We start from the raw sequence: 20,862 nt of genomic DNA on the forward strand, positions 1-20,862 counted from the left end.
GTGTTGGCAGTGCGTCCACCATTACATACATACCGTATGTATGTCCACCCCTCGGTCTCCTACCTGGGGTGGAAATTCGGCAGCCGATGTGGACGGTTGACCAGCTCCGCGCTACCGTGCAACGAAAGATCGAAGGAGACAGAGCTCACATGACGGTGCCCGAGGCAAGCCTGCGCCCATTCGAGACCGCCGAACTCGGCCTCGCCGACTTCGCGGCCGCACTCGCGCAGGGCAGGATCAGCTCGGTGGCCGCGGTCGGCGCCGCCCTGGACCGGATCGAGGCGAGCCAGCCGACCCTCAACGCCTTCCGCATCGTCCGGCGCGAGAAGGCGCTCGCCGAGGCCGCCGCTGCCGACGAGCGCTTGGCCGCGGGTGAACGGCTCCCCCTGCTGGGTGTGCCGATCGCGATCAAGGACGACACCGATATCGCCGGTGAGCCGACGGCATTCGGCTGCGGCGGCGATCTCCCGCCGAAAACCGAAGACGCGCAAGCGGTTCGACGGCTGCGCGCGGCCGGTGCGGTGATCGTCGGCAAGACCAATACCTGCGAACTCGGCCAACTGCCGTTCACCAGCGGCGCAGCCTTCGGCCACACCCGCAACCCATGGGGTGCCGAATACACACCGGGCGGCTCATCCGGCGGTTCCGCGGCCGCCGTCGCGGCCGGATTGGTACCCGCCGCACTGGGTTCCGACGGTGCGGGCTCGGTCCGCATCCCGGCCGCATGGACCAACCTCGTCGGCATCAAACCACAGCGCGGCCGCATCTCCACGTGGCCAGCGGCCGAGGCGTTCCACGGCCTCACCGTCAACGGACCACTGGCCCGCACAGTCGCCGATGCCGCACTGCTGCTCGACACCGCCGCCGGACCACATCCCGGCGACCTGCACACCCCCGAACCGCTCACCGTCTCCGATGCCGTCGGCCGCGATCCGGGCCGACTGCGCATCGCCCTTTCGCTGCGAATCCCGTTCACCGCCACCAGAACCGCACTGCATCCAGAAGTGCAGGTCGCGGTGCAGCACATCGCCACCACATTGCGTCGCCTCGGTCATTCGGTAACGGTGGCGGACCTGCACTACGGCATCATGATCGGCGCGTCCTTCCTGCCGCGTTCGCTGGCGGGCGTCAGCCACGTCTACGACAAAATGCCCGGCATACAAGTTGACCCGCGCACCACGGCGAACGTCTGGTTCGGCCGCGCGCTCAGCGGCCCCGCGCTGTTCGCGGCGCGGCAGGCGGAAACGTTGCTGCACAAGCGAATCGGCGGCTTCTTCCGAGACTACGATCTGGTGCTCGCCCCGACCACCGCCACTCCACCACCGCGCGCCGAAGAAATCGACGGCATCGGAGTCAACGCCACCAACGACCTCATCACGGCTGCCTGCCCGTATACCTGGCCTTGGAATGTACTCGGCTGGCCCGCGGTGAACGTCCCCGCCGGTTTCACCGACAACGGGCTACCGGTCGGCGCGCAACTCATGGGCACCGCGAACACCGAGCCGCTGTTGGTTTCCGTTGCGGCACAACTGGAATCAGAACTTCGCTGGGAGTGCCACCGTCCGGATACTTGGTGGTGAGACCTACCACTAGATCGGTGCGTCCGGCCACCAGCGGTCGTGCAGGTCCCGCCCGGAATTACCGCCATAGACCTGCAACCGGCAGAACTTGCGGGCCGGATCGTCGAATTGGACCTGCATGACACCCATCGGCCGATTACCGCCGTTGGGATCATTCGGCGCGGTAGTCGTATCGGACCAGATCAACCGGCCGTCCCCGAATGAGCGCTGCCAGTGCTCATCACCGACCGTGACCGCATCCGTGAACGGCTGCACGGTGCTCGGATCTCGATTCGTATTGCAGGACAACAACATCATCACGACAGGATCCCGGTTACCGGTGCACGACAGATGACCCACGGCAGCGGCGGGCCGGTTCACGTCGACGGGTTTATCGTTCGCATCGACTGCGACACATCGGATGCCCTGATACCCGCTACTGAACGGACTCGACGGCAGGAGTGCCGGAAACGCCTGAGCCATATAGCTGTAATTGCCCCATGACGCCGTTCCGGTCGCCGATATAGCGCTCGGCATCGACGTGCTCGGCACCGGGGCGGCGAGACCGGAGGATCGGCCGGATGAACCGCCGCGCAGCGCAACCGCACCCACAATGGCGAGTGCCACGATGACCGCCCCAACGACACCGGCGACCGCGAACTTCCGCCGCGACTTGCGCGCCGGAGGCGGTATCGGGGGCGCCGGTTCGGTCGGCCGACCGTGCAGAGCCGCTACCGCCGCATCCGCCAGCGCACCACAGGATGGAAATCGATGGTCCGGATTCTTCGCCATCGCGCGGGCAACCACATCGTCGATCGCCGGTGGCAGTGCCGGATTCATCGCTGTCGGTCGCGGTGGCGTGTCCTGGATATGCGCCTGCATCACCGCGACGGTGCTATCACGGGGGAAAGGCTTTGTGCCGGTGAGTAATTCGTGAAGCGTGCAGCCCAATGCGTACACATCGGCACGGTGGTCGACCACGCCCGCCATGAGCTGCTCCGGCGCGGCGTAGGCGAGTGTCGCCAGTACCGAACCCACCTCGGTGAGTACCGTCGCCTGCCCGGCGGACCTGGCGATACCGAAGTCGGTGACGAGCACCCGATCCGGCTGTCCAGGTTGAGCGTGCAGCAGAATATTTCCCGGCTTGACGTCGCGATGCAGCAATCCGGCCTGATGCGCCGCATCCAGTCCGCGCGCGGCCTCCACGACGATATGCACTGCCCGTTCGGGCGGCAGTTCGGCGGCGCCGCGGCGGATGAGCGCGGCCGCGTCGAAACCGTCGATGAATTGCATCGCGATCCAGAGATGACCCTCCGCAACGCCCCGGTCGTGCACCGCGACGATATTGGGGTGGTCCAGCCGGGCCGCCAGTTCGGCTTCCCGAATGAATCTGGCACGGAACTCGCCATCACCACTGTGCGTGTCCGACAGCACTTTCAGTGCGTCGCGGCGCGGCAACCTGGGATGGCGCGCGACGTACACCGTCCCCATCCCGCCCGCACCCAGCACGCGCTCGATGATGTACCCGGCGAACACCGTGCCCGGTACGAACGTCATGTCGCGGGCTCGCTGTTTGCCAGGACGGCGTATTGTGCCGCGGCCCGCTGCTGGAAGTCGGTCAATTGCCTACCGAAAATCGTTGCGACATAACGCCCGTACAGAATCCGGCAGATCAGGTTGAACGGGTAGGTGGCACTGGCCGCGGCCGCCTGCGTACAGGAGATATCGGGTACACCGGCCGGACCGGCGATACCGCGCAGCCCCTGCTCGGTATCCGCCTTCTTCCCTTTTTCGAACGACTGGCGCGCGGCCGCGGCATTCGAAAAGCGCACCAGCGCATCCAACCCGTTGAAGGCGATCGACTCCGGCGCACCCGGCTTGGCGGTGCCACGGAACAACTGCGTCGCGCGCGGGCCGTATACGACGCCACTGGCCTGAATCTGGCTGTCCCAGCCCGCATTCTGTTGTCGGGTGCCGAAGGTAACGGCCGGATACGGCCACCGTCCCGGCGCTTTCGGCACCATACGGCTGAGCATGCCGTCGCGATCGAGTGGCAGTCCCGCGAATTCGACGGGCGACGTGGCCGCGAACTCGCCGAGCAGTGGCAACTGTGCGTCGAATACCTTGCGCGCCGCACCCGTCAAGGCTCCGAGATCCGCGGCGGTATGCCCGGCGAGCAAGGTGATCACGAATGATTCGTGGGCCAGCGATGCCGCGATCGTCGGCACATTCGGCCGCCAATGACCGTGCGCGGCCGGATATTCCGGGATGGTTACGGCCACATTCTCCGGACTGACCGCGGCGTCGACGGCGTCGATCTCCTCGGCAGCCTGCCTGGCGGCGTCGGCATCCGGGAAGCGCAGCAACACGACGGTCAGCAACCGGGCTGCGCCGACCGCGGGTACGCGATCGGCCGCCCTATCGCTGGCCCCGATCGCGAAACCGGCCAGCATCCTGCGCTTCTCGAGGACGGCTCGAACCGGCGCCGCCAAAAAGGCGACAGCTATGGCCGGGGTCGGCACCGGTACGGCGGGAAAGCCGTTCAAGCCGAAGGTCAGTGCCGGATCCACCGCCAGTGGATCGACGGCCGCTTCCCCCATCCGCACCGATTCGAGTGTGCGGCCGTAACTTTCGCTGGCGACCGACGGCGCGCCGAGTGGTTGGAGACTGTATCCGCCGACGAGCGAACGCAAGTCGAGTCGTTCCCGCGTCGGTTGACCCGATATCGTGCAGCCGGTCATCAGGGCCACCGTGGACACCGAAACGGCCACGGCAGTAAGTATCCGCAAGATTCGGTTCCGCTCATCGTCACAGTGGCGCATCGGTCCACCACTTGTCGTGCAAGTCGGTACCCGACGTACCGCCGTGTATCCGCACAGCACAGAAGTTGCGGCCCGGATCGTCGAAATACACCTCCAACTGTCCCATGATTTTGCCGTCGAATTCGATATCGGTACCCCAGTTCACCCAGCCGCTACCGGAGGGGCGCACCCAACGCTCGTCGCCCTCGACTCTGGCGAAGAAATGTCCCGGATACATCGGCGACCGATCGGCGTTGCAGGTGACCGCCATGGTTCGCACCGGATCCCAGGTCCCGATGCAGAAAATCCTGCCCTGTGCGGCGGTCTCATCGAAGGAAACGGCATTGTTGTCATTATCCAACGGCACACACCCGGCGGCATCTCGATAGCCTGATGCCAGCGGCGAGGGCGGCAGCAGTTCCGGAAATGCCTGCACGATATAGGCGTAGGCGCCCCACTCGGCGGCATTCACACTCGTCGGACGCGGGGTGTCGGTGGTGATCGCCGGGGTCGTGACCGGTGGGTCGGCACCGGCCATGAGGAATGTCGAAATCAGCACCGCCACAACGGTGATCACCAGCATTGCCGCCGCGACCAGCGGACCCCGCCGCCGAGCGCGGCTGCGGCCGATCTGCGACATACGGTCGGTGAGGTCACCGCTCACCAGGGCGGCACGAGTCGCCGCCGCCGCGAGCGCGCCACAACTCGGGTACCGGTCTTCCGGATTCTTGGCCATCGCCGTCGCGATGACCGCATCGAACGCGCTCGGCACGCCGGGCCGCACGAGCGACGGACGTGGCGGCGCCTCGTTCAGATGCGCGTACATTACCGCCCCCGGGCTGTCCCGTGGAAATGGAACCGAGCCGGTCAACAGCTGAAACAGCGTGCAACCTAATGCGTAGACATCGCCGCGCCGGTCCATCGGATCACCGCTGATCTGTTCCGGCGAGGCATAGGCCAACGTCGCGGTGGTCGCACCGCTGGCCGCGAGTGTCGTCGAATCGTCTGCGGCCCTGGCGATTCCGAAGTCGGTGACCAGCACCCGATCCGGCCCGCCGTCCTGTTCGGCGATCAAGATATTGGCGGGCTTCACATCACGATGCAACAGGCCGGCCCGGTGGATCTCGTCGAGGCCGTGTGCCGCCGCAGCGACGATTCCGGCGACGCGCTCGATGCCGAGCCGGTCCGGACCCCGCTTGATCAACTCGGCTACGTCGCTGCCGTCCACGTACTGCATGGCGATCCAGAGTTGCCCGTCGTGCTCACCCCGATCTCGCACGGCGACGAGATTGGGATGCTGTAGCTGCGCGGCGATTTCGGCCTCGCGCAGGAATCGCGCCCGGAACTGCGGATCATCGGTGTGCGCGTCGGAAAGGAGCTTCAGGGCATCCTTGCGCGGGAGCCGCGGATGCTGGGCAAGGTAAACGGTGCCCATACCGCCGGACCCGAGCCGACGTTCGATTCGGTACCCGGCGAATACCGCACCCACGTCCACAGCCGAGCCTCCAACCAGCCGAGCAGCGTCAGGACCCTTCCGACGCGATGCGGTCGCCCGGAGTCGTCACAGAGCCGCCGCCAACGGGCCGACTATAGCAGTGCGGGCGCATCGCCACAGCGGACGCGAATGCCCCTATTACTGGGGTCCCTGCCCTCAGAACCCGAGCTTGCCAAGTTGTTTCGGGTCGCGCTGCCAATCCTTGGCTACCTTGACATGCAGGTGCAGGTAGATGCGGACACCGAGGATGTGTTCGATTTGTTTGCGGGCGTTGGTGCCGACCTCTTTGAGGCGGGCGCCGCCCTTGCCGATGACGATGGCCTTCTGCGACGGACGCTCGACGTAGAGCAGGGCATGCACGTCGAGCATGTCTTCGTTCTCTTCGCGCGGGAGGACCTCTTCGATGACCACGGCGAGCGAATGCGGGAGCTCATCGCGCACGCCCTCCAGGGCGGCCTCGCGGATGAGCTCGGCCATGAGGGTTTCCTCGGGCTCGTCGGTGAGCTCGCCGTCGGGGTAGAACGCCGGACCCTCCGGCATTTTCGAGGCGATGACGTCGACGAGAACCTCGACCTGTTCGCCCTTGACGGCGGAGACCGGCACCACATCGTGGTCCGGACCGAGCAGTCGCGACAGCGCCATCAGCTGTTCGGCGACCTGGTCGCGGCTCACCTTGTCGATCTTGGTGACCACACCGAGCAGGGTGGTCTTCGGCGCCATCTGCTTGATCTGCTGCAGGATCCACTTATCGCCCGGCCCGATTTTCTCGTCGGCCGGAATGCACAGCGCGATCACGTCGACTTCGGAATACGTATCGCGGACAAGGTCGTTCAGACGTTGGCCGAGCAGGGTGCGCGGCCGGTGCAGACCCGGGGTGTCGACCAGGATGAGCTGGGCGTGCTCGCGGTGCACGATGCCGCGGATGGTGTGGCGGGTGGTCTGCGGGCGCGAAGAGGTGATCGCGATCTTCTGCCCGACCAGCGCATTGGTCAGCGTCGACTTGCCGGTATTCGGCCGCCCGACGAAACAGACGAAGCCGGAACGGAATTCGGTGGTCGTATCAGCCACCCTGCACCTCCGCGCCCGCGGCATCGTCGACGATCTCGAAGACCGCACCCGAGCGATCGGTGAAGACGATGCGCGCCTCGGGCGAAACCTCGCGGACCGCGAAGACACCCGCATCCGATAGCTTGCCACCGACGACCACGGCCGCCTCGAACCCCTCTGCGCCACTCGAGATCGCGGCCGCGACCGCCGCCTGCAGCGCGGTCAGGCGCAGGGAGTCCAGGGCGACATCAGCGGCCGCGTAGGTACGACCGTCGGTATCACGGATGGCCGCGCCCGAGTTGCCGCCGGTGCGGCCGAGCGCGCCCTTGGCCAGCACCACGAGTTTGGTGTCCTCGGCATTCAATTCGGTCATTCGCCATCTCCGTTCTCATCACGATCGGACGGGATTCCCCGCTCGGATCCGTTACTTTTGCCCTTGCCGTTGGACTTCTCGGCATGCGATTTCTCCGACGCCTTGCGCACCACAACGGTGTGCACCCGCACCCGTCCCCGCGCGTCCGCCCCGCCTTCACCACGCAGCACCAGACCGTGCACAACGGCCTTGGAGCCGGGCAGCGGCACCCGGCCCAGTGCGTGTGCGAGCAGGCCGCCGACGGTATCGACGTCCTCCTCCTCGATTTCCAGGCCGTACAGTTCGGCCAGATCGTCGACCGACAGCCGCGCCGAAACCCGGTATCGGCCCTCGCCGAGGTCCTCGATCGGCGGGGTTTCGTCGGTGTCGTATTCGTCGGCGATCTCACCGACGATCTCCTCGAGCACATCCTCGATGGTCACCAGACCGGCGATGCCGCCGTATTCGTCGACCAGCAGCGCCATATGGTTTCTGCGGCGCTGCATTTCGTCGAGCAGGCTGTCCAGCGGTTTGGAGTCGGGCATGAACACCGCCGGGCGCATGGCATCGCGCACCTGCACCTTGCGACTTCTATCCGAATACGGCACAAGGTCTTTCAGATACACCACGCCGAGGATGTCGTCGACGTTCTCGCCGACCACCGGAATGCGCGAGTGCCCACTGCGCACCGCGAGCGACATCGCCTGTGCCGCAGTCTTATCCGCCTCGATCCAGACCATTTCGGTGCGCGGCACCATGACCGCGCGGGCCGTGGTATCACCGAGTTCGAAGACCGACTGGATCATCCGGCGTTCATCGTCGGCCACCACACCGCGTTCACTGGCCATCTCGACCACTTCGCGCAACTCGATCTCGGATGCAAAGGGACCGTTGCGAAATCCCTTACCCGGCGTGATCGCATTACCGATGAGGATCAGCAGTCTGCTGACCGGACCGAGCACCGTGCCGATGAACTGCAGCGGCAGTGCCGAGGCCAGGGCGATGGAGTAGGCGTGCTGACGACCGAGTGTGCGCGGACCGACCCCGATCACCACATAGTCCACCAGCACCATGACGGCGGCGGCGAACAGCAGCGCCCAATTGTCGTCCCACAGTGGGATCAGTGCCGCCGCCAACAGCACCGTCGCGCAGATCTCGCACAGAATCCGAAGCAGCACAAGCAGATTCACATACCGCGGCCGGTCGTCCACGATCCTGGTCAGCCGCACCGCGCCGGGCCGCTCCGCGCGGACCATATCGTCCAGACGCGCCGGTGAGATGGTGTTCAGCGCCGAGTCGACTCCGGCGAACACCCCGCCGACGGGGACGAGCAGAATCGCCAGCAGGATCAGGGTCAGCGAATTCACGCGGGGCCTAGCGCCTCACCGGGCGTTGTGAAACCGGCCTTCCCCAGCAGCCGGGCGTCGCGTTCGGCCAATTCGGCGCGCCGCTGCGCCTCGCGCAGGCTCTCGTACCACTCCTCGAGCAGCCGGGCCTGCAGCGCGAACATCTCTTTCTCCTCCTCCGGCTCGGCGTGGTCGTAGCCGAGCAAGTGGAGCACGCCGTGCACGGTGAGCAGCGCGAGTTCGTGATCGAGCGAGTGCCCGGCCTTGCGGGCCTGACCTGCGGCGAATTCGGGGCACAGCACGATATCGCCGAGCATGGACGGACCCGGTTCGGCGCTGTCGGGGCGCCCGCCGGGCTCTAGTTCGTCCATCGGGAAGGACATGACATCGGTCGGGCCGGGTAGGTCCATCCAGCGCATGTGCAGATCCGCCATGGTGTCGAGATCGACGAGCACCATCGACAGCTCGGCGGCCGGATGCACATCCATCCGGCCGATCACGAATCGCGCGACACTGACCAGGTCTTCTTCGGGTACGTCGATACCCGATTCGTTGGCGATCTCGATGCTCACCTGAACAGGGTATTCGGTGTGCCCGGGCCCGCACCGCGCGGCTGGCCCGGACCCGTCCGCCGCACTATCGCCGATCTCCCCGGCTCGCGGCGCGACGCTGTGCGCGGTTGCCCGGATAGTGCGGTCCGACCTGGGTGACCCGCTCGGCCTCGGCCCGCTCATAGGCGTCGACGATATCGGAGACCAACCGGTGCCGAACCACATCGCTGCTGGTGAGCTCGGCGAAATGGATATCTTCGATACTGGTCAGGATCTCACTCGCCGCACGCAGACCCGAGCGCGCGCCATTGGGCAGATCGACCTGGGTGACGTCACCGGTGACCACGATCTTCGAGCCGAAGCCGAGCCGGGTGAGGAACATCTTCATCTGCTCGGCCGTGGTGTTCTGCGCCTCGTCGAGGATGATGAACGAATCGTTAAGTGTGCGACCGCGCATGTACGCCAGCGGCGCGACCTCGATGACACCGGCCGCCATCAGTTTCGGAATGGCCTCCGGATCCATCATGTCGTGCAGCGCGTCGTAGAGCGGACGCAGATACGGGTCTATCTTCTCGTTGAGCGTGCCGGGCAGGAAGCCGAGCCGCTCACCCGCCTCGACGGCCGGTCGAGTGAGGATGATCCGGTTGACCTGCTTGGTCTGCAATGCCTGCACGGCCTTGGCCATCGCCAGATACGTCTTGCCGGTACCCGCGGGGCCGATGCCGAACACGATGGTGTTGGCGTCGATCGCGTCGACGTAGCGCTTCTGGTTGAGCGTCTTGGGCCGGATGGTCTTACCGCGCCGGGACAGAATGTCCAGGCTCAGCACCTCGGCCGGGGATTCCGAGGAACCCTCGGTGAGCATGGATACGGTGTGGCGCACCGCCTCCGGGGTCACCACTCGATTGCGACCGGTCAGCGCGACGAGCTGTTCGATCACCCGCTCGGCGAGCGCGACATCGGCCGCTTTGCCGGTGAGGGTGACGGAATTGCCACGGACATGGATATCCGCATCCAGCAACTGCTCGAGTTCACGCAGGTTCTGGTCGGCCGAACCGAGGAAGGGGAACACGGATTCGGGAGCGAGTTCGATGCTGGAACGCACGGTGCGTGCTGCCGGGCCCGAACCGTTGTCCGCACCGATCCCTGCAGTGGGTGTAGTCGGGTCGCCGATCTCGCCTTGTGTTCTCAAAAGTGGCTATAGCCTGCTTTCCGGTCTCGAATTGCTGCGTCGTTGATGAAAGTTTAACGCGCCCCACTGACAACACGCATTGAATAAACGGCTACCTCGGGGGCGGATTGCCTGCTGATCGCTATCTACCGTCTCGGCATCTGGATTCCCCCTCGCCGACGTGCCCAATCCTCGGTGAAGTCACGAAACCGACGCACCGCATCCGATGGCGGAGTGGTCGCCGACCAGATCAGCCCCACATCGCGGGCCGCTCCGGCATCGGCGAGCGGGACGGTCACGATGCCCGATAGCGAACCGGCTGCGGGAGTGGGATCTTCCAGCGGCAGCAGCGCGACGCCGAGTCCGGCCGCGACCAGTCCCGCGGCGGTGAGCAGATCGCTCGATTCGAAGGCGATGCGGGGGCGGATATTCGCGGCGGCACAGAGTTCGTCGAGAATGCGGCGCATACCGAAACCCGGATGCATGGTTATGAATTCGGCGTCGCCGAGATCGGCGAGCCGGATCTGTCGGCGGGCGGCGAGCCGATGTTCCGCGGGCACGGCCAGCACGAGCGGCTGCGCGAGCAGTTTGCGCCAGCCGAGGCCCGCGACCGAAGGACGGGGCGAGACGATCGCCAAATCCGCTGTGCCCTCGACTATTTGATCGATGACCGCATCGAACGCGCCCTGCCAAAGCGTGCACGAGATGCGGGGCGAACCGCGCCGGAAGCCGCCGATCAACTGCGGGATCAGCCAGCTGCCGAAGGAATGCTGAAACGACAGGCGGACAACACCTTTCGCGGGATCGGCGAGGTCGGCGACGGCTTGGGCGGCGGCGTCGAGTTCGGACTGGGCGCGGCGGGCGTGCTCGTAGTAGATCCGGCCATACTCGTTCAGCGCAATGCGTTTTCCGTGGCGGTCGAAGAGTTCGACACCGAGTCGGCGTTCGAGGCGGGCCAGCATGCGAGAGAGCGTCGGCTGGGCGATGTGCAGCCGTTCGGCGGCCGCGCCGACGCGCTCCAGCTCGGCGAGTGTCGTGAACCACAGTAGGTCGTCACCCAGCACGTGCGGACCTCTCCTTATGCTTCTGATGCATTAGGAACCAGATTACTATTCATTTCCCTTCTTAAGGGCCTGCGCCGATTCTGGTGCCATGACCAGCACGGATACCACGCACGAACGGCGGATCACCACCGCGCTGTTCGCCGCGGGGCTGACCACGTTCGCGTCGATGTACAGCGCGCAGGCATTGCTGCCGAGTCTGTCGGCGGCCTTCGGGGTGGACCCGGCGCAGGCCGCGCTTGCCGTGTCGCTGACCACCGGATTTCTCGCCTTGGCGATCGTGCCGGTGAGCGCGTTGTCCGCGCGTATCGGGCGGACCAGGGTGATGACCTGGTCGGCGGTGATGTCGGCGGTCATCGGCCTGCTGCTGCCGCTGAGTCCATCGCTCGAGGTGCTGTTGACGGGGCGCGCGCTGCAAGGGATGGCGTTGGCCGGGGTGCCCGCGGTCGCGATGGCGTATCTGGCGGAGGAAATCGGCGGGGACGGATTGGGCGCTGCGATGGGTGTCTATGTCGCGGGCACATCGATCGGCGGGTTGTCCGGGCGGCTGCTTCCGGCATTCGCGTTGGATCTGACCTCATGGCGCTGGGCCGAGGCCGCGATTGCGGTGGCGGCGGCCGGTTGCACCGTCTGGTTCGTGCGTGGGCTGCCGCCATCGCGTGGGTTCGTCGCTCGGCCCACCGGAATGCGCACCGTACTTGGCGATATCGGCGCGCCGTTGCGCCACGGCGGGCTGCTCGCGCTGTTCGGGCTGGCCTTCGTTCTGATGGGCGGTTTCGTATCGATCTACAACTTCCTCGGCTACCGGCTGACCCGACCACCGTTCGAATTGCCTGCGGCCGTCGCGGGTTCGGTGTTCCTGCTGTATCTGGCGGGCACGCTCGCTTCGGCCGCCGCCGGACGTTGCGCCGATCGCATCGGCAAGCACCGCGTACTCGCGGCATCGGTCGCAGTGATGGGGGTCAGCGTCCTGGTCAGCATCCCGGACCAGTTGATCGCCGTGATCGTAGGGATAACACTATGCACCGCAGGGTTTTTCGGTGCCCACGCGGTGGCGAGTACCTGGGTGGGCGCGATTGCTCCCGGCGGCGCCGCATCGTCGCTGTACCTGTTCACCTATTACCTCGGCAGCGCCATCATCGGCGGTACGGCAGGTATCGCATATGCGAAGGGCGGATGGGCCGGTCTGGCGGCTTGCGTTGGCGCGTTGATTGTTGTTGCCGCAGTTCTGGTGTGGTACTTGACGATTCACACTCGTCGCGGATTCGAAAGATTTGCCGCTTCCGAAGTGTGCGCCACGTCGACGGCGTGACATCCGGCGGTCACCTGCGCTGTCTACGCTCATGACCGCGAGATCGCGGGCCAACACGGTCTCGGTGCTGCCGCCGAGAGCGAACCGATGCACGTGCCTGAACCAACTCCGGATGCTCCAGCAATCTGAAAGCAACGGCTTCGGATGCCACCCCGCACGTAAAAGCGCAGCACTTGGACATAATAGGCCGACCGCGAGAATGGCCGTCTGTTAACTAACTGGGGCACCTGGCCGATCTACTAGCGTGACCGACATCAGATTCTCTTTCTTCGGGGGTTTCACATGCTGATCTTCGGCTGGCAGAGGCGTCTCCACACCCTCGCCATGATCACCTTGGTCTGTGGCCGCTGCGGCAATCCCGCCGCACACGCGCTGCGCAGACTCGCCACCACATTTACAGTCTTCTTCATCCCGATCCTCCCCCTCGGCAACAAGCACTACATGGAATGCACCTGGTGCGGCGCATCGACACCGCTCGCGGTACCTCAGGTCACCAACCTCATCGCACGCGCCAATGCCGAGAAAATGGGCTCCCCCCAGCGTCAGCAGCCCTACGGCCAGTGGCCCCAGCAGCCCGGCCCGAGCGCCCACCCGCAGCACCCCGCCCTCAACACCAACTGGCAGCCCCAACCCGCTCTTGGCGCACCCAACGCACCGTGGCAGCCGCCCGCCCCCAGCGGGCCGAACGAACGGTGGCAGCGCTGACCCGAACCCACCCAGCCACCACCGCGCTCCAAGACACCACGGCCCTCTGGAGCGCGGGACTGGGCTCGGCAGCCGATGTGGTGATGGCGGCCTGTGACGCACTGGTCGCCGGTCTCGACGGTCCGGCGCTGCGGGTCCTCGCGAGCATCTCCCTGCATGACGCTGGCTACGACCTGTCCGAACACCTCCCGGCTGCGCTCGAGGAGCAAGGTCTCGAGTTCTACGACCGGGACTCCGCATCAGCACGCGAGGCAGCCGTTCGCGCTCTTGCCCGCCAACTGCTGGCGGGCACGCTCACACCCCGTCAGCTCACTCGGCAGTCCCACCGAGCCTTCGGTCACGAACTACCGCTTGCCGAAACCCTCGCCAGCCTCGACGACGAATACGACACGGTCGAGTACAGCAGCAGTGCCGTCCGGGAGATAGACGCCCGTGTCGCCGCCGAGGCCCGCAGGATCGCCAGCAATACAGACCCCACGAACCCGTGAGTCGAAAACGGGTCAATCCCCGCGTCGTCCATGTGCCCTGGGCTGGGCGATGATCGCGGCCCCCATCCACCGTCGTAGATACCGACGCAGCTCATCGCCGCTGCGTGGCGGATTGCCCGGAGAAACGAAGAAGGACTGCATTGTTCGCAGGATGTATTCGACGAGTTCGTGCAGCGATGCGTCGTCGTATCCGTAGCGCTCCCAATCGACGTCGAAGCGTTTGATCATCGTCATGCCGAAGGTTTGCGCCTCTTCGGAGGTCAGGCTCTCGGGGTGCACATTCGAATATGTGCTCGAGAGCAGAATGCCCAGGTGGGGTGTTCGACGCACCTCGGCCAGCGTGTAGACCACGGCCTCGGTCATGGCTTCGACCGGGTCCTCGATACCGCTGACCTGCTTGGTCAGCCGATCCAGAAAACCATCGACCGACGCGATCGCCGCGGCCTGCATCAGCGCGTCCGCACTGGGAAAGTATCGGTACACCGTCTGACGGATGACCCCCAGCGACTCCGCGACGTCGGCGATGCTGATCTCCGAACCCGTCCGCCCGATCAGCTCGACCGCGGTGGCGACTATTCGACGGGACGCCTCTTCATCGCTATCCGGCGGACTCCCGCCCCACCCGCGCCTTCCTGCCACTGCTCGCTTCCTCGACTCGAACCATGTCCGTCGCGTGCGAAATCGACAGCGGGACAACCCGGCCGACCGTCCAGATCAGGGACTCGACGCTACCACAGGGCCGTCGTTGTCCCAGCTCGAGCCAGTCTCATCATACACTTGGACCGATCTGTGTATGATCACTGAATCGACGCTTCGCCGCGTCCGAACACGGCTACAGCTCCCTTTCGAAATACGAGGTACAGCCAAGTGACCGATCTACAAGTCCGAAAGATGCGATTCGCGTTCGCGGATTACGACGTACCGTTCCTGTGGAACGAACAGAATCCGGCCTTCTCGTCCATGGCCAATGCGGTGTCCTTCCTCGCGATCGGCTTCGAGAAGATGATCGTCAACATGATTCGCGAGGCAATGCCGCGGATAACCGATACCGAGGTCGCGGAGGAAGCCGACGCGTTCGTGCGTCAGGAGGGGCAGCACTCGACCGCGCACCGCCAGCACGCCAACGGTCTGATCCGGCGATACCCGGGGCTCCAGGAGACCCTCAACGAAGTAATCGCGGAATTCGACCGCCTCACCGTGCACACCTCCCTGGAATACCGGCTGGCCTACACCGCCGATCTGGAGGCCACCTTCACTCCGGTATTCAAACTGATGCTCGACAACGATTCGACCCTGTTCCGGCCGGGAGACGACCGGGTCGCATCGCTGTTCATCTGGCATTTCGTCGAGGAAGTCGAACATCGCAGTTCGGCGCTGATCATCTTCGATTCCATTGTCGGCAGCGATGCCTACCGCATGCGCATGGCGCCGTCGATCTTCCGGCACGTCATGAAGGTCATCAAGGTGGCCTGCGCGGGCTTCAATAAGCATGTGCCATTGGAGGATCGCCGCATCGACGCACTGGCGATGTTCGCGACGCACCGGGGTAAGCAGAAGTTGCGGAAATTGCTGCGGCTGCCCGTCGAGGACAACGGCCCGATGTCGCGCGCATTCGACGACCTACGACTCGGCGAACAGCTGATCGCGCTGGTCGGCATCATCCGCAGTCAATTGCCGAGGCACAACCCTGATCACGAGAAACTGCCCGCGCTCGCCGATGTGTGGTTCGAACGCTATAACGCCGGTTACGACGTAACGTACTGGTACACAGCCGATTCCGTCGCGGCGCAGGGGGACTGATGTCCGATCGTTGCGCACCCACCTTCGACGAACTCGCGAAGGCGCTCGGCTTTTCCTGTCAGGAGGCCGGTGGACTCGTCGAGGTGCGAAACCCTTTCGCATTGGAGAACTGGACACTGCCGATCCTCGAATTCACCATCGTTCTCGGCGCGGTGCTGGCGCTGGTCTATGCGATTCTGCGATTGCGTCGGCACGGCGATCCCACCAATCTCGTGGTCTGGTTCGGCGCGACGGCATACCTGTTCATTATCGAACCGCCGCTGTACTTCCCCGCCGCCTTCGGCATCGACGCGCACGTCGACACGATGTTCGCGCACAACGTCTTCACCGTGGATTTCCTCTGGGGTCGACTACCCCTCTATATCGTCGCGATCTACCCATTGATGGCCACACTGGCCTTCGAAATCGTCCGAATGCTCGGCGTTTTCCGGCGATACGGTGTTCTCGTCGGCGCGGTCTGCGTTGGCTTCGTGCACCACGGCTTCTATGAGATCTTCGACCATATCGGACCGCAACTGCGCTGGTGGGAGTGGTCGATCGAAAACTCGCTCAATCAACCGATGTTCGATTCGGTACCGCTGCCGAGTGTGGTGGCCTTTGCCGCCCTGTGGCCGATGTCGCTGGCGTTCTTCGTCCAGTTGTTCGTCGGTCGCCACGTCGACCAGGGGCGCAACTTCTCCGGACCGCAATTGGTGTGGCGCACTGTCGTCATCGGCCTACTCGGGTCTTTGGGAACCGGCGTATTGCCGATACCTGCAACGGTTTTCGGTGCCGGGAGCACGTCGGTGCGTGGATTCCTCTACGCGGCCGAATTGGTCATCGTCAGCCTCGTCGCGATTCCGGTTCTTACTCGACAGTGGCTGCGTCTACGGCACGACCGCTCGGATTACACGAACGGATTCGTGCGGGTTTACAGCGTCGTCTATCTGGCCGTGATGGCATTGCTGTGGGTGAGCGCGCTGCCCGATTACTTCGCCGCCGTCGACGGTTCGACGAGCAATGGCGACCCCATCGGGAATCTGTGGTACGCGCTGGCGTGCTTCGCGGTCGCGACACTCTGCGTGTTCGCGATCTTCACAGTGCCGTACCGACCCGCCCCGCTACCAGCGGGAGGTCAACGCCCCCAAGGCGCCGAGGGCGACGGCGGCGGCAGTGGAGGTGCGCAAGACGGTGGGGCCGAGCAGGGTTATGTCGGCGCCCGCAGCATCGAAGGCGGTGAGCTCGGCGTCGTCTAGACCGCCTTCTGGGCCGACGACGAGCAGGATTTCGGTGGCCTTGTCGAAAGGCAGCTCGACGAAGCGGGCGGTGCCGGATTCGTGGAGGGCCACCGCGATGCCGCCCGCGGCCACGACCGCACGGATCTTGTCGAGCAGGTCGCGGGTGCGGTGCAGGTCGGCGACCTCGGGGATGTAGGCGCGACGGGACTGCCGGGCGGCCGAGCGGGCGGCGGCGCGCCATTTCTCAACGGCCTTGCCCGCCTTGGCTTCCCAGTTGGCGATGCAGCGCGCGGCCTGCCACGGGACGATGACATCGGCGCCCGCCTCGGTCATCAGCTCGACCGCCAGCTCCGAGCGATCGGACTTGGGCAGCGCCTGCACGACGGTCACCCGCGGCGTCGCGGGCGCGGCGAGCACCCGGTCTAGCACCTTCAGCTCGAGCCGATCCTTTTGCGCCGCAACGACTTCCGATGCTGCGAGCAGACCGGAGCCGTCGGACAGCGTGATCGGCTCGCCGACCCGGATGCGGCGTACCGTCGCGGCATGGCGTCCCTCCGGACCGTCCAGCACCGCGATGGCACCCGGCTCCGGAATCTGGGAGAGATAGAAGACCGTGGCGGCCAACGACTATCGCCCGCTGAACGACGCTCGCAGCCGGGCGAACAGGCCGCTGTTGTGCTCGGACTGCGCCGACATCACCTCGGCGCGTTCACCGGTGCGCATGCCTTTGTACTTGCGCAGCAGATCGGTGGCCTTGGCGTCGAGTTTGGTCGGCACCACAATGTCCAAATGCGCGAGCAGGTCACCGCGCGCACCCGAGCGCAGGCGCGGCATGCCGTGGCCACGCAGCACCGAGATCTCACCCGGCTGGGTGCCCGGCGGAATGGTCAGCTCGGTCGGGCCGTCCAGGATGGTGTCGATGACGACGGTGGTGCCGAGTGCGGCATCGACCATCGGCACCCGGATGGTGCAGTGCAGATCGTCGCCGTCGCGGACGAAGACATCGTGCGGCTGCTCGACGATCTCCACATACAGATCGCCCGCGTGCCCACCGCCGGGCCCGACCTCGCCCTGCGCGGCCAGCCGCACCCGCATGCCATTGGCGACACCGGCCGGAATCGGCGCGGCGATCTCGCGACGCGCCCGCACCCGACCGTCGCCACCGCACTTGTGGCACGGATCGGGAATGGTCTCACCGGCACCGCGACAGGTCGGGCACGGACGCGAGGTCAGCACCTGACCGAGGAACGAACGCTGCACGGACTGGACCTCACCCGCACCACCACAGGTCTCGCAGCGCACCGCCTTGGACTTGCCGTTGGTTCCGGCGCCGTGACAGATATCGCAGAGGATGGCGGTGTCGACGGTCAGGTGTTTGGTCACACCGACCGCGCATTCGGCCAGGCTGAGCCTGGTCCGCAGCAGCGAATCCGCGCCGGGCTGCACCCGGCCGCGCGCCTTGCGCGTCCCGGTGGAACCGCTCATACCGCCGAAGAAGGCCTCGAAGACGTCGCCGAGTCCACCGAAACCGGCGCCGGTGAAGCCAGCGCCACCGGCACCGGACTCCATCGGGTCGCCGCCCATATCGACGACGCGCCGCTTCTCCGGGTCCGACAGCACCTCGTAGGCGGTCGACACTTCCTTGAACTTGGCCTGCGCCGCCTCGTCGGGGTTGACGTCGGGGTGGAGCTCCCGCGCCAGCTTGCGGTAGGCGCGCTTGATCTCCTGGTCGGTCGCGTTCTTCGCAACGCCGAGCAGTCCGTAGTAGTCCCGTGCCACTTGAGTTCTCTAGTCCTTGGTTTGCAACAGCATTAGTCGGATGCACTCAACTTTATCCGCCGGAGGATCGAGCGTATCAGCGACCGGGCCTCTCAGCGCTCCGCGAGCACCTCACCGATATAACGGGCAACGGCCGCGACCGATGCGATGGTCCCCGGATAGTCCATCCGGGTCGGACCGAGCACGCCCATACCGCCGAGTACCGCACCGGCAGCGCCGTAGCCGGTCGACACCACCGAGGTTCCGCGCATCTGCTCGACCTGGGTCTCCTCGCCGATGCGCACCGTGACGGTACCCGGATGCTGCGCGGCGGCGAGCAGCTTCAGCACGATCACCTGCTCCTCCAATGCCTCGAGCACATCGCGCAGCGAACCAGGGAAGACGAAGTCGGCGGCATTGCGGGTCAGGTTGGCGGTGCCACCGAGGACCAACCGCTCCTCCGGATGTTCCACCAGGGTCTCGACCAGCACGGTCGAGACGCGCACCAGCACATCCTTCAGTCGCACCGGCGCCCGCTCGGGCAGTTCGGCGACAGCCGCGGAGGCGTCGGACAGACGCTTGCCATCCATCGCGCCACCGAGCATCCCCCGCAGCGCGGCGAGATCCTGATCATCGATGAGCGCGCCGAGTTCCACCAGGCGCTGGTCGACGCGACCGGTATCGGTGATCACGACCAGCAGCAACCGCGCCGGATTCAGCGCGACCACCTCGATGTGGCGGACCGTGGAGGCCGACACCGTCGGATACTGGACCACCGCGACCTGGCGGGTGAGCTGAGCAAGCAGCCGGACACCGCGGCGCAGCACATCGTCGAGATCGACACCGGACTCCAGGAATTCCATGATCGCCCGCCGCTCGGCCGGGGAGAGCGGCTTCACCTCGGAGATGCGATCGACGAACTGCCGGTAGCCCTTATCGGTCGGAATACGACCAGAACTGGTGTGCGGCTGGGTGATGTAGCCCTCGGCTTCCAGCACCGCCATATCGTTGCGAACCGTCGCGCTGGATACCCCCAGGTTGTGCCGCTCCACCAGAGTCTTCGATCCGATCGGCTCCTTGGTCGCGACATAGTCCGCGACGATCGCACGCAGGACCTCGAAGCGCCGATCCTCGGTGCTCGACATCGGCCCACCTCCTCGCTCGTCCTCGGGCACGTCGTAACGGTCACGTGCGCACCGTCCGCATCCACCCGAATTCGATGCAGGTTACTTGGTACATCTGTTTATCAAGTCTAATTGCCCACTCGACAATTGCCCGTTCGCACACCCTGGACGCTGGTCGGCCGGCCGATCCCGCTGAGCGATAGCCGATTCGGCCAGCCGATCACCTGCGTGCCGGAGGTCCCGGCGATGGACTGGTTACTTTGCGGCGGCCTCTACAACAGCAGCGACCTGCGTCGGCTGCGAGACCAGAGATGCGTGGGAGGCGGCGATTTCGCTGGTGTTGGCACCCATACGGTTCGCCATGAAGCGTTGCGAGGCAGGCGGGATTACCCGGTCGTTGGCCGAGACGAGGTACCAGCTCGGTGTCGAGGACCAAGAGGGGACACCAGAGGGTTCGAGATTAGCGGATACGGCCAGGGAGCGCTGGTGGGCGATCATGTCGGCGGCCACTGCGGGGGAGACGTCTTGGGCGAAGACGGAGTTGAAGTAGTCCGGGGCCACGTAGCCGTCGAGGTTCTTGCCTGCCACGCCATTTGCGTCGTCGACGAGGCGTACCTGGAGCGCCGGGGGCAATAACTGGCTGCCGGGGAAGCTGATCGGATTGATTTCGAGGAGGGCGGATTCGCCCTGTACGGGGGCGAAGGCGGCGATGTAGACCAGCGCTTGAACTTTCGGGTCGTGGACGTTGCTGATGACGAAACCGCCATACGAATGCGCAACCAGGACAACGGGTCCGGAGATGGTGTCCAGCGTGCGCTGGATGGCCGCGGCGTCGTAGGCGGGACCACGCAGCGGGTTGTCGGGAACAACCACTCGATAACCGTGGTCGCGTAGTGACGCGGCCACGCCGTCCCAACTCGTGGTGTCGGCGAAGGCACCGTGCACGAGCACGATCGTCGGGAGGGGGTCGGCGGTCGCGGGTGCGGCCGCGAGGACGGGCGTGAAAGCAAGGGTGAGCGCCGCGATGCAGGCGCGGAGACTACGGGTGATATTCATCAGAGCCCTGCCTGTCGTC

19 protein-coding genes and 1 pseudogene are annotated in these 20,862 nt (G+C 65.5%); 6 read left to right on the forward strand and 14 right to left on the reverse strand.

Annotated features, from left to right (window positions below):
- Positions 1-149: 149 nt before the first annotated feature.
- Complete coding sequence (locus tag NA5_RS27855; RefSeq protein WP_062991250.1) at positions 150-1,580, forward strand: amidase; 1,431 nt, start codon at positions 150-152, stop codon at positions 1,578-1,580.
- Positions 1,581-1,589: 9 nt separating this feature from the next.
- Here NA5_RS27855 and NA5_RS27860 read toward each other — a convergent pair whose 3' ends face one another.
- The 9 genes from NA5_RS27860 to NA5_RS27900 form a co-directional block, all read right to left on the reverse strand.
- A complete protein-coding gene (locus NA5_RS27860; RefSeq protein WP_062991252.1) occupies positions 1,590-3,116 on the reverse strand; it encodes a serine/threonine-protein kinase in 1,527 nt (508 codons plus the stop codon).
- Positions 3,113-4,330, reverse strand: coding sequence for a DUF7373 family lipoprotein (locus NA5_RS27865; protein WP_157110672.1), 1,218 nt, complete (start codon positions 4,328-4,330; stop codon positions 3,113-3,115). The genes NA5_RS27860 and NA5_RS27865 overlap by 4 nt, the downstream gene beginning before the upstream one ends.
- A 37-nt stretch (positions 4,331-4,367) precedes the next feature.
- Positions 4,368-5,855 (reverse strand): serine/threonine-protein kinase, encoded by a 1,488-nt coding sequence (locus NA5_RS27870; RefSeq protein WP_062991256.1) that lies wholly within the window; start codon positions 5,853-5,855, stop codon positions 4,368-4,370.
- A gap of 156 nt (positions 5,856-6,011) precedes the next feature.
- Entirely contained in the window at positions 6,012-6,923 is a 912-nt protein-coding gene (era, locus tag NA5_RS27875; protein WP_245672428.1) for a GTPase Era, read from the reverse strand.
- Positions 6,916-7,275, reverse strand: coding sequence for a cytidine deaminase-like protein (locus NA5_RS27880; protein ID WP_062991260.1), 360 nt, complete (start codon positions 7,273-7,275; stop codon positions 6,916-6,918). The genes era and NA5_RS27880 overlap by 8 nt, the downstream gene beginning before the upstream one ends.
- Positions 7,272-8,621: a hemolysin family protein gene (locus tag NA5_RS27885; RefSeq protein ID WP_062991262.1), complete on the reverse strand. Its 1,350-nt coding sequence runs from the start codon at positions 8,619-8,621 to the stop codon at positions 7,272-7,274. Before NA5_RS27885 ends, NA5_RS27880 begins: the two co-directional genes overlap by 4 nt.
- Positions 8,618-9,172, reverse strand: coding sequence for an rRNA maturation RNase YbeY (gene ybeY / locus NA5_RS27890; RefSeq protein WP_062991264.1), 555 nt, complete (start codon positions 9,170-9,172; stop codon positions 8,618-8,620). The genes NA5_RS27885 and ybeY overlap by 4 nt, the downstream gene beginning before the upstream one ends.
- Positions 9,173-9,236: 64 nt before the next feature.
- Positions 9,237-10,295: a PhoH family protein gene (locus NA5_RS27895; RefSeq protein WP_062991362.1), complete on the reverse strand. Its 1,059-nt coding sequence runs from the start codon at positions 10,293-10,295 to the stop codon at positions 9,237-9,239.
- 173 nt (positions 10,296-10,468) lie between these two features.
- Entirely contained in the window at positions 10,469-11,386 is a 918-nt protein-coding gene (locus NA5_RS27900; protein ID WP_062991266.1) for a LysR family transcriptional regulator, read from the reverse strand.
- 88 nt (positions 11,387-11,474) lie between these two features.
- On the opposite strand from NA5_RS27900, the gene NA5_RS27905 reads away from it, so the two are divergent.
- The 3 genes from NA5_RS27905 to NA5_RS27915 all read left to right on the forward strand — a co-directional run bounded on the left by NA5_RS27905 (position 11,475) and on the right by NA5_RS27915 (position 13,888).
- The gene (locus tag NA5_RS27905) at positions 11,475-12,695 is read left to right on the forward strand and encodes an MFS transporter (protein WP_062991268.1); all 1,221 of its coding nucleotides are present in this window, start codon (positions 11,475-11,477) and stop codon (positions 12,693-12,695) included.
- A gap of 324 nt (positions 12,696-13,019) precedes the next feature.
- Positions 13,020-13,400: a zinc-ribbon domain-containing protein gene (locus tag NA5_RS27910; protein WP_218020169.1), complete on the forward strand. Its 381-nt coding sequence runs from the start codon at positions 13,020-13,022 to the stop codon at positions 13,398-13,400.
- The gene (locus NA5_RS27915; RefSeq protein WP_218020170.1) at positions 13,388-13,888 is read left to right on the forward strand and encodes a hypothetical protein; all 501 of its coding nucleotides are present in this window, start codon (positions 13,388-13,390) and stop codon (positions 13,886-13,888) included. The genes NA5_RS27910 and NA5_RS27915 overlap by 13 nt, the downstream gene beginning before the upstream one ends.
- Positions 13,889-13,900: 12 nt before the next feature.
- Here the strand turns inward: NA5_RS27915 and NA5_RS27920 are convergent, their stop codons facing one another.
- Complete coding sequence (locus NA5_RS27920; RefSeq protein ID WP_062991269.1) at positions 13,901-14,527, reverse strand: TetR/AcrR family transcriptional regulator; 627 nt, start codon at positions 14,525-14,527, stop codon at positions 13,901-13,903.
- 228 nt (positions 14,528-14,755) lie between these two features.
- On the opposite strand from NA5_RS27920, the gene NA5_RS27925 reads away from it, so the two are divergent.
- Entirely contained in the window at positions 14,756-15,688 is a 933-nt protein-coding gene (locus NA5_RS27925) for a metal-dependent hydrolase (RefSeq protein WP_062991271.1), read from the forward strand.
- Positions 15,688-16,821: pseudogene (locus tag NA5_RS27930) on the forward strand (hypothetical protein); the annotation flags it as partial. The gene NA5_RS27925 and the pseudogene NA5_RS27930, both read left to right, overlap by 1 nt.
- Here NA5_RS27930 and NA5_RS27935 read toward each other — a convergent pair.
- The 4 genes from NA5_RS27935 to NA5_RS27950 all read right to left on the reverse strand — a co-directional run bounded on the left by NA5_RS27935 (position 16,789) and on the right by NA5_RS27950 (position 20,843).
- On the reverse strand, positions 16,789-17,529 hold the full coding sequence (locus NA5_RS27935) for a 16S rRNA (uracil(1498)-N(3))-methyltransferase (protein ID WP_062991273.1): 741 nt from the start codon (positions 17,527-17,529) through the stop codon (positions 16,789-16,791). The pseudogene NA5_RS27930 and the gene NA5_RS27935 overlap by 33 nt on opposite strands.
- A gap of 3 nt (positions 17,530-17,532) precedes the next feature.
- The gene (gene dnaJ, locus NA5_RS27940; RefSeq protein WP_062991275.1) at positions 17,533-18,684 is read right to left on the reverse strand and encodes a molecular chaperone DnaJ; all 1,152 of its coding nucleotides are present in this window, start codon (positions 18,682-18,684) and stop codon (positions 17,533-17,535) included.
- A gap of 92 nt (positions 18,685-18,776) precedes the next feature.
- The gene (hrcA, locus tag NA5_RS27945; RefSeq protein WP_062991277.1) at positions 18,777-19,808 is read right to left on the reverse strand and encodes a heat-inducible transcriptional repressor HrcA; all 1,032 of its coding nucleotides are present in this window, start codon (positions 19,806-19,808) and stop codon (positions 18,777-18,779) included.
- 234 nt (positions 19,809-20,042) lie between these two features.
- On the reverse strand, positions 20,043-20,843 hold the full coding sequence (locus NA5_RS27950) for an alpha/beta fold hydrolase (RefSeq protein ID WP_062991279.1): 801 nt from the start codon (positions 20,841-20,843) through the stop codon (positions 20,043-20,045).
- Between the last annotated feature and the right edge of the window lie 19 nt (positions 20,844-20,862).

This window comes from Nocardia anaemiae NBRC 100462 (assembly GCF_001612725.1).
Taxonomy (GTDB): domain Bacteria; phylum Actinomycetota; class Actinomycetes; order Mycobacteriales; family Mycobacteriaceae; genus Nocardia; species Nocardia anaemiae.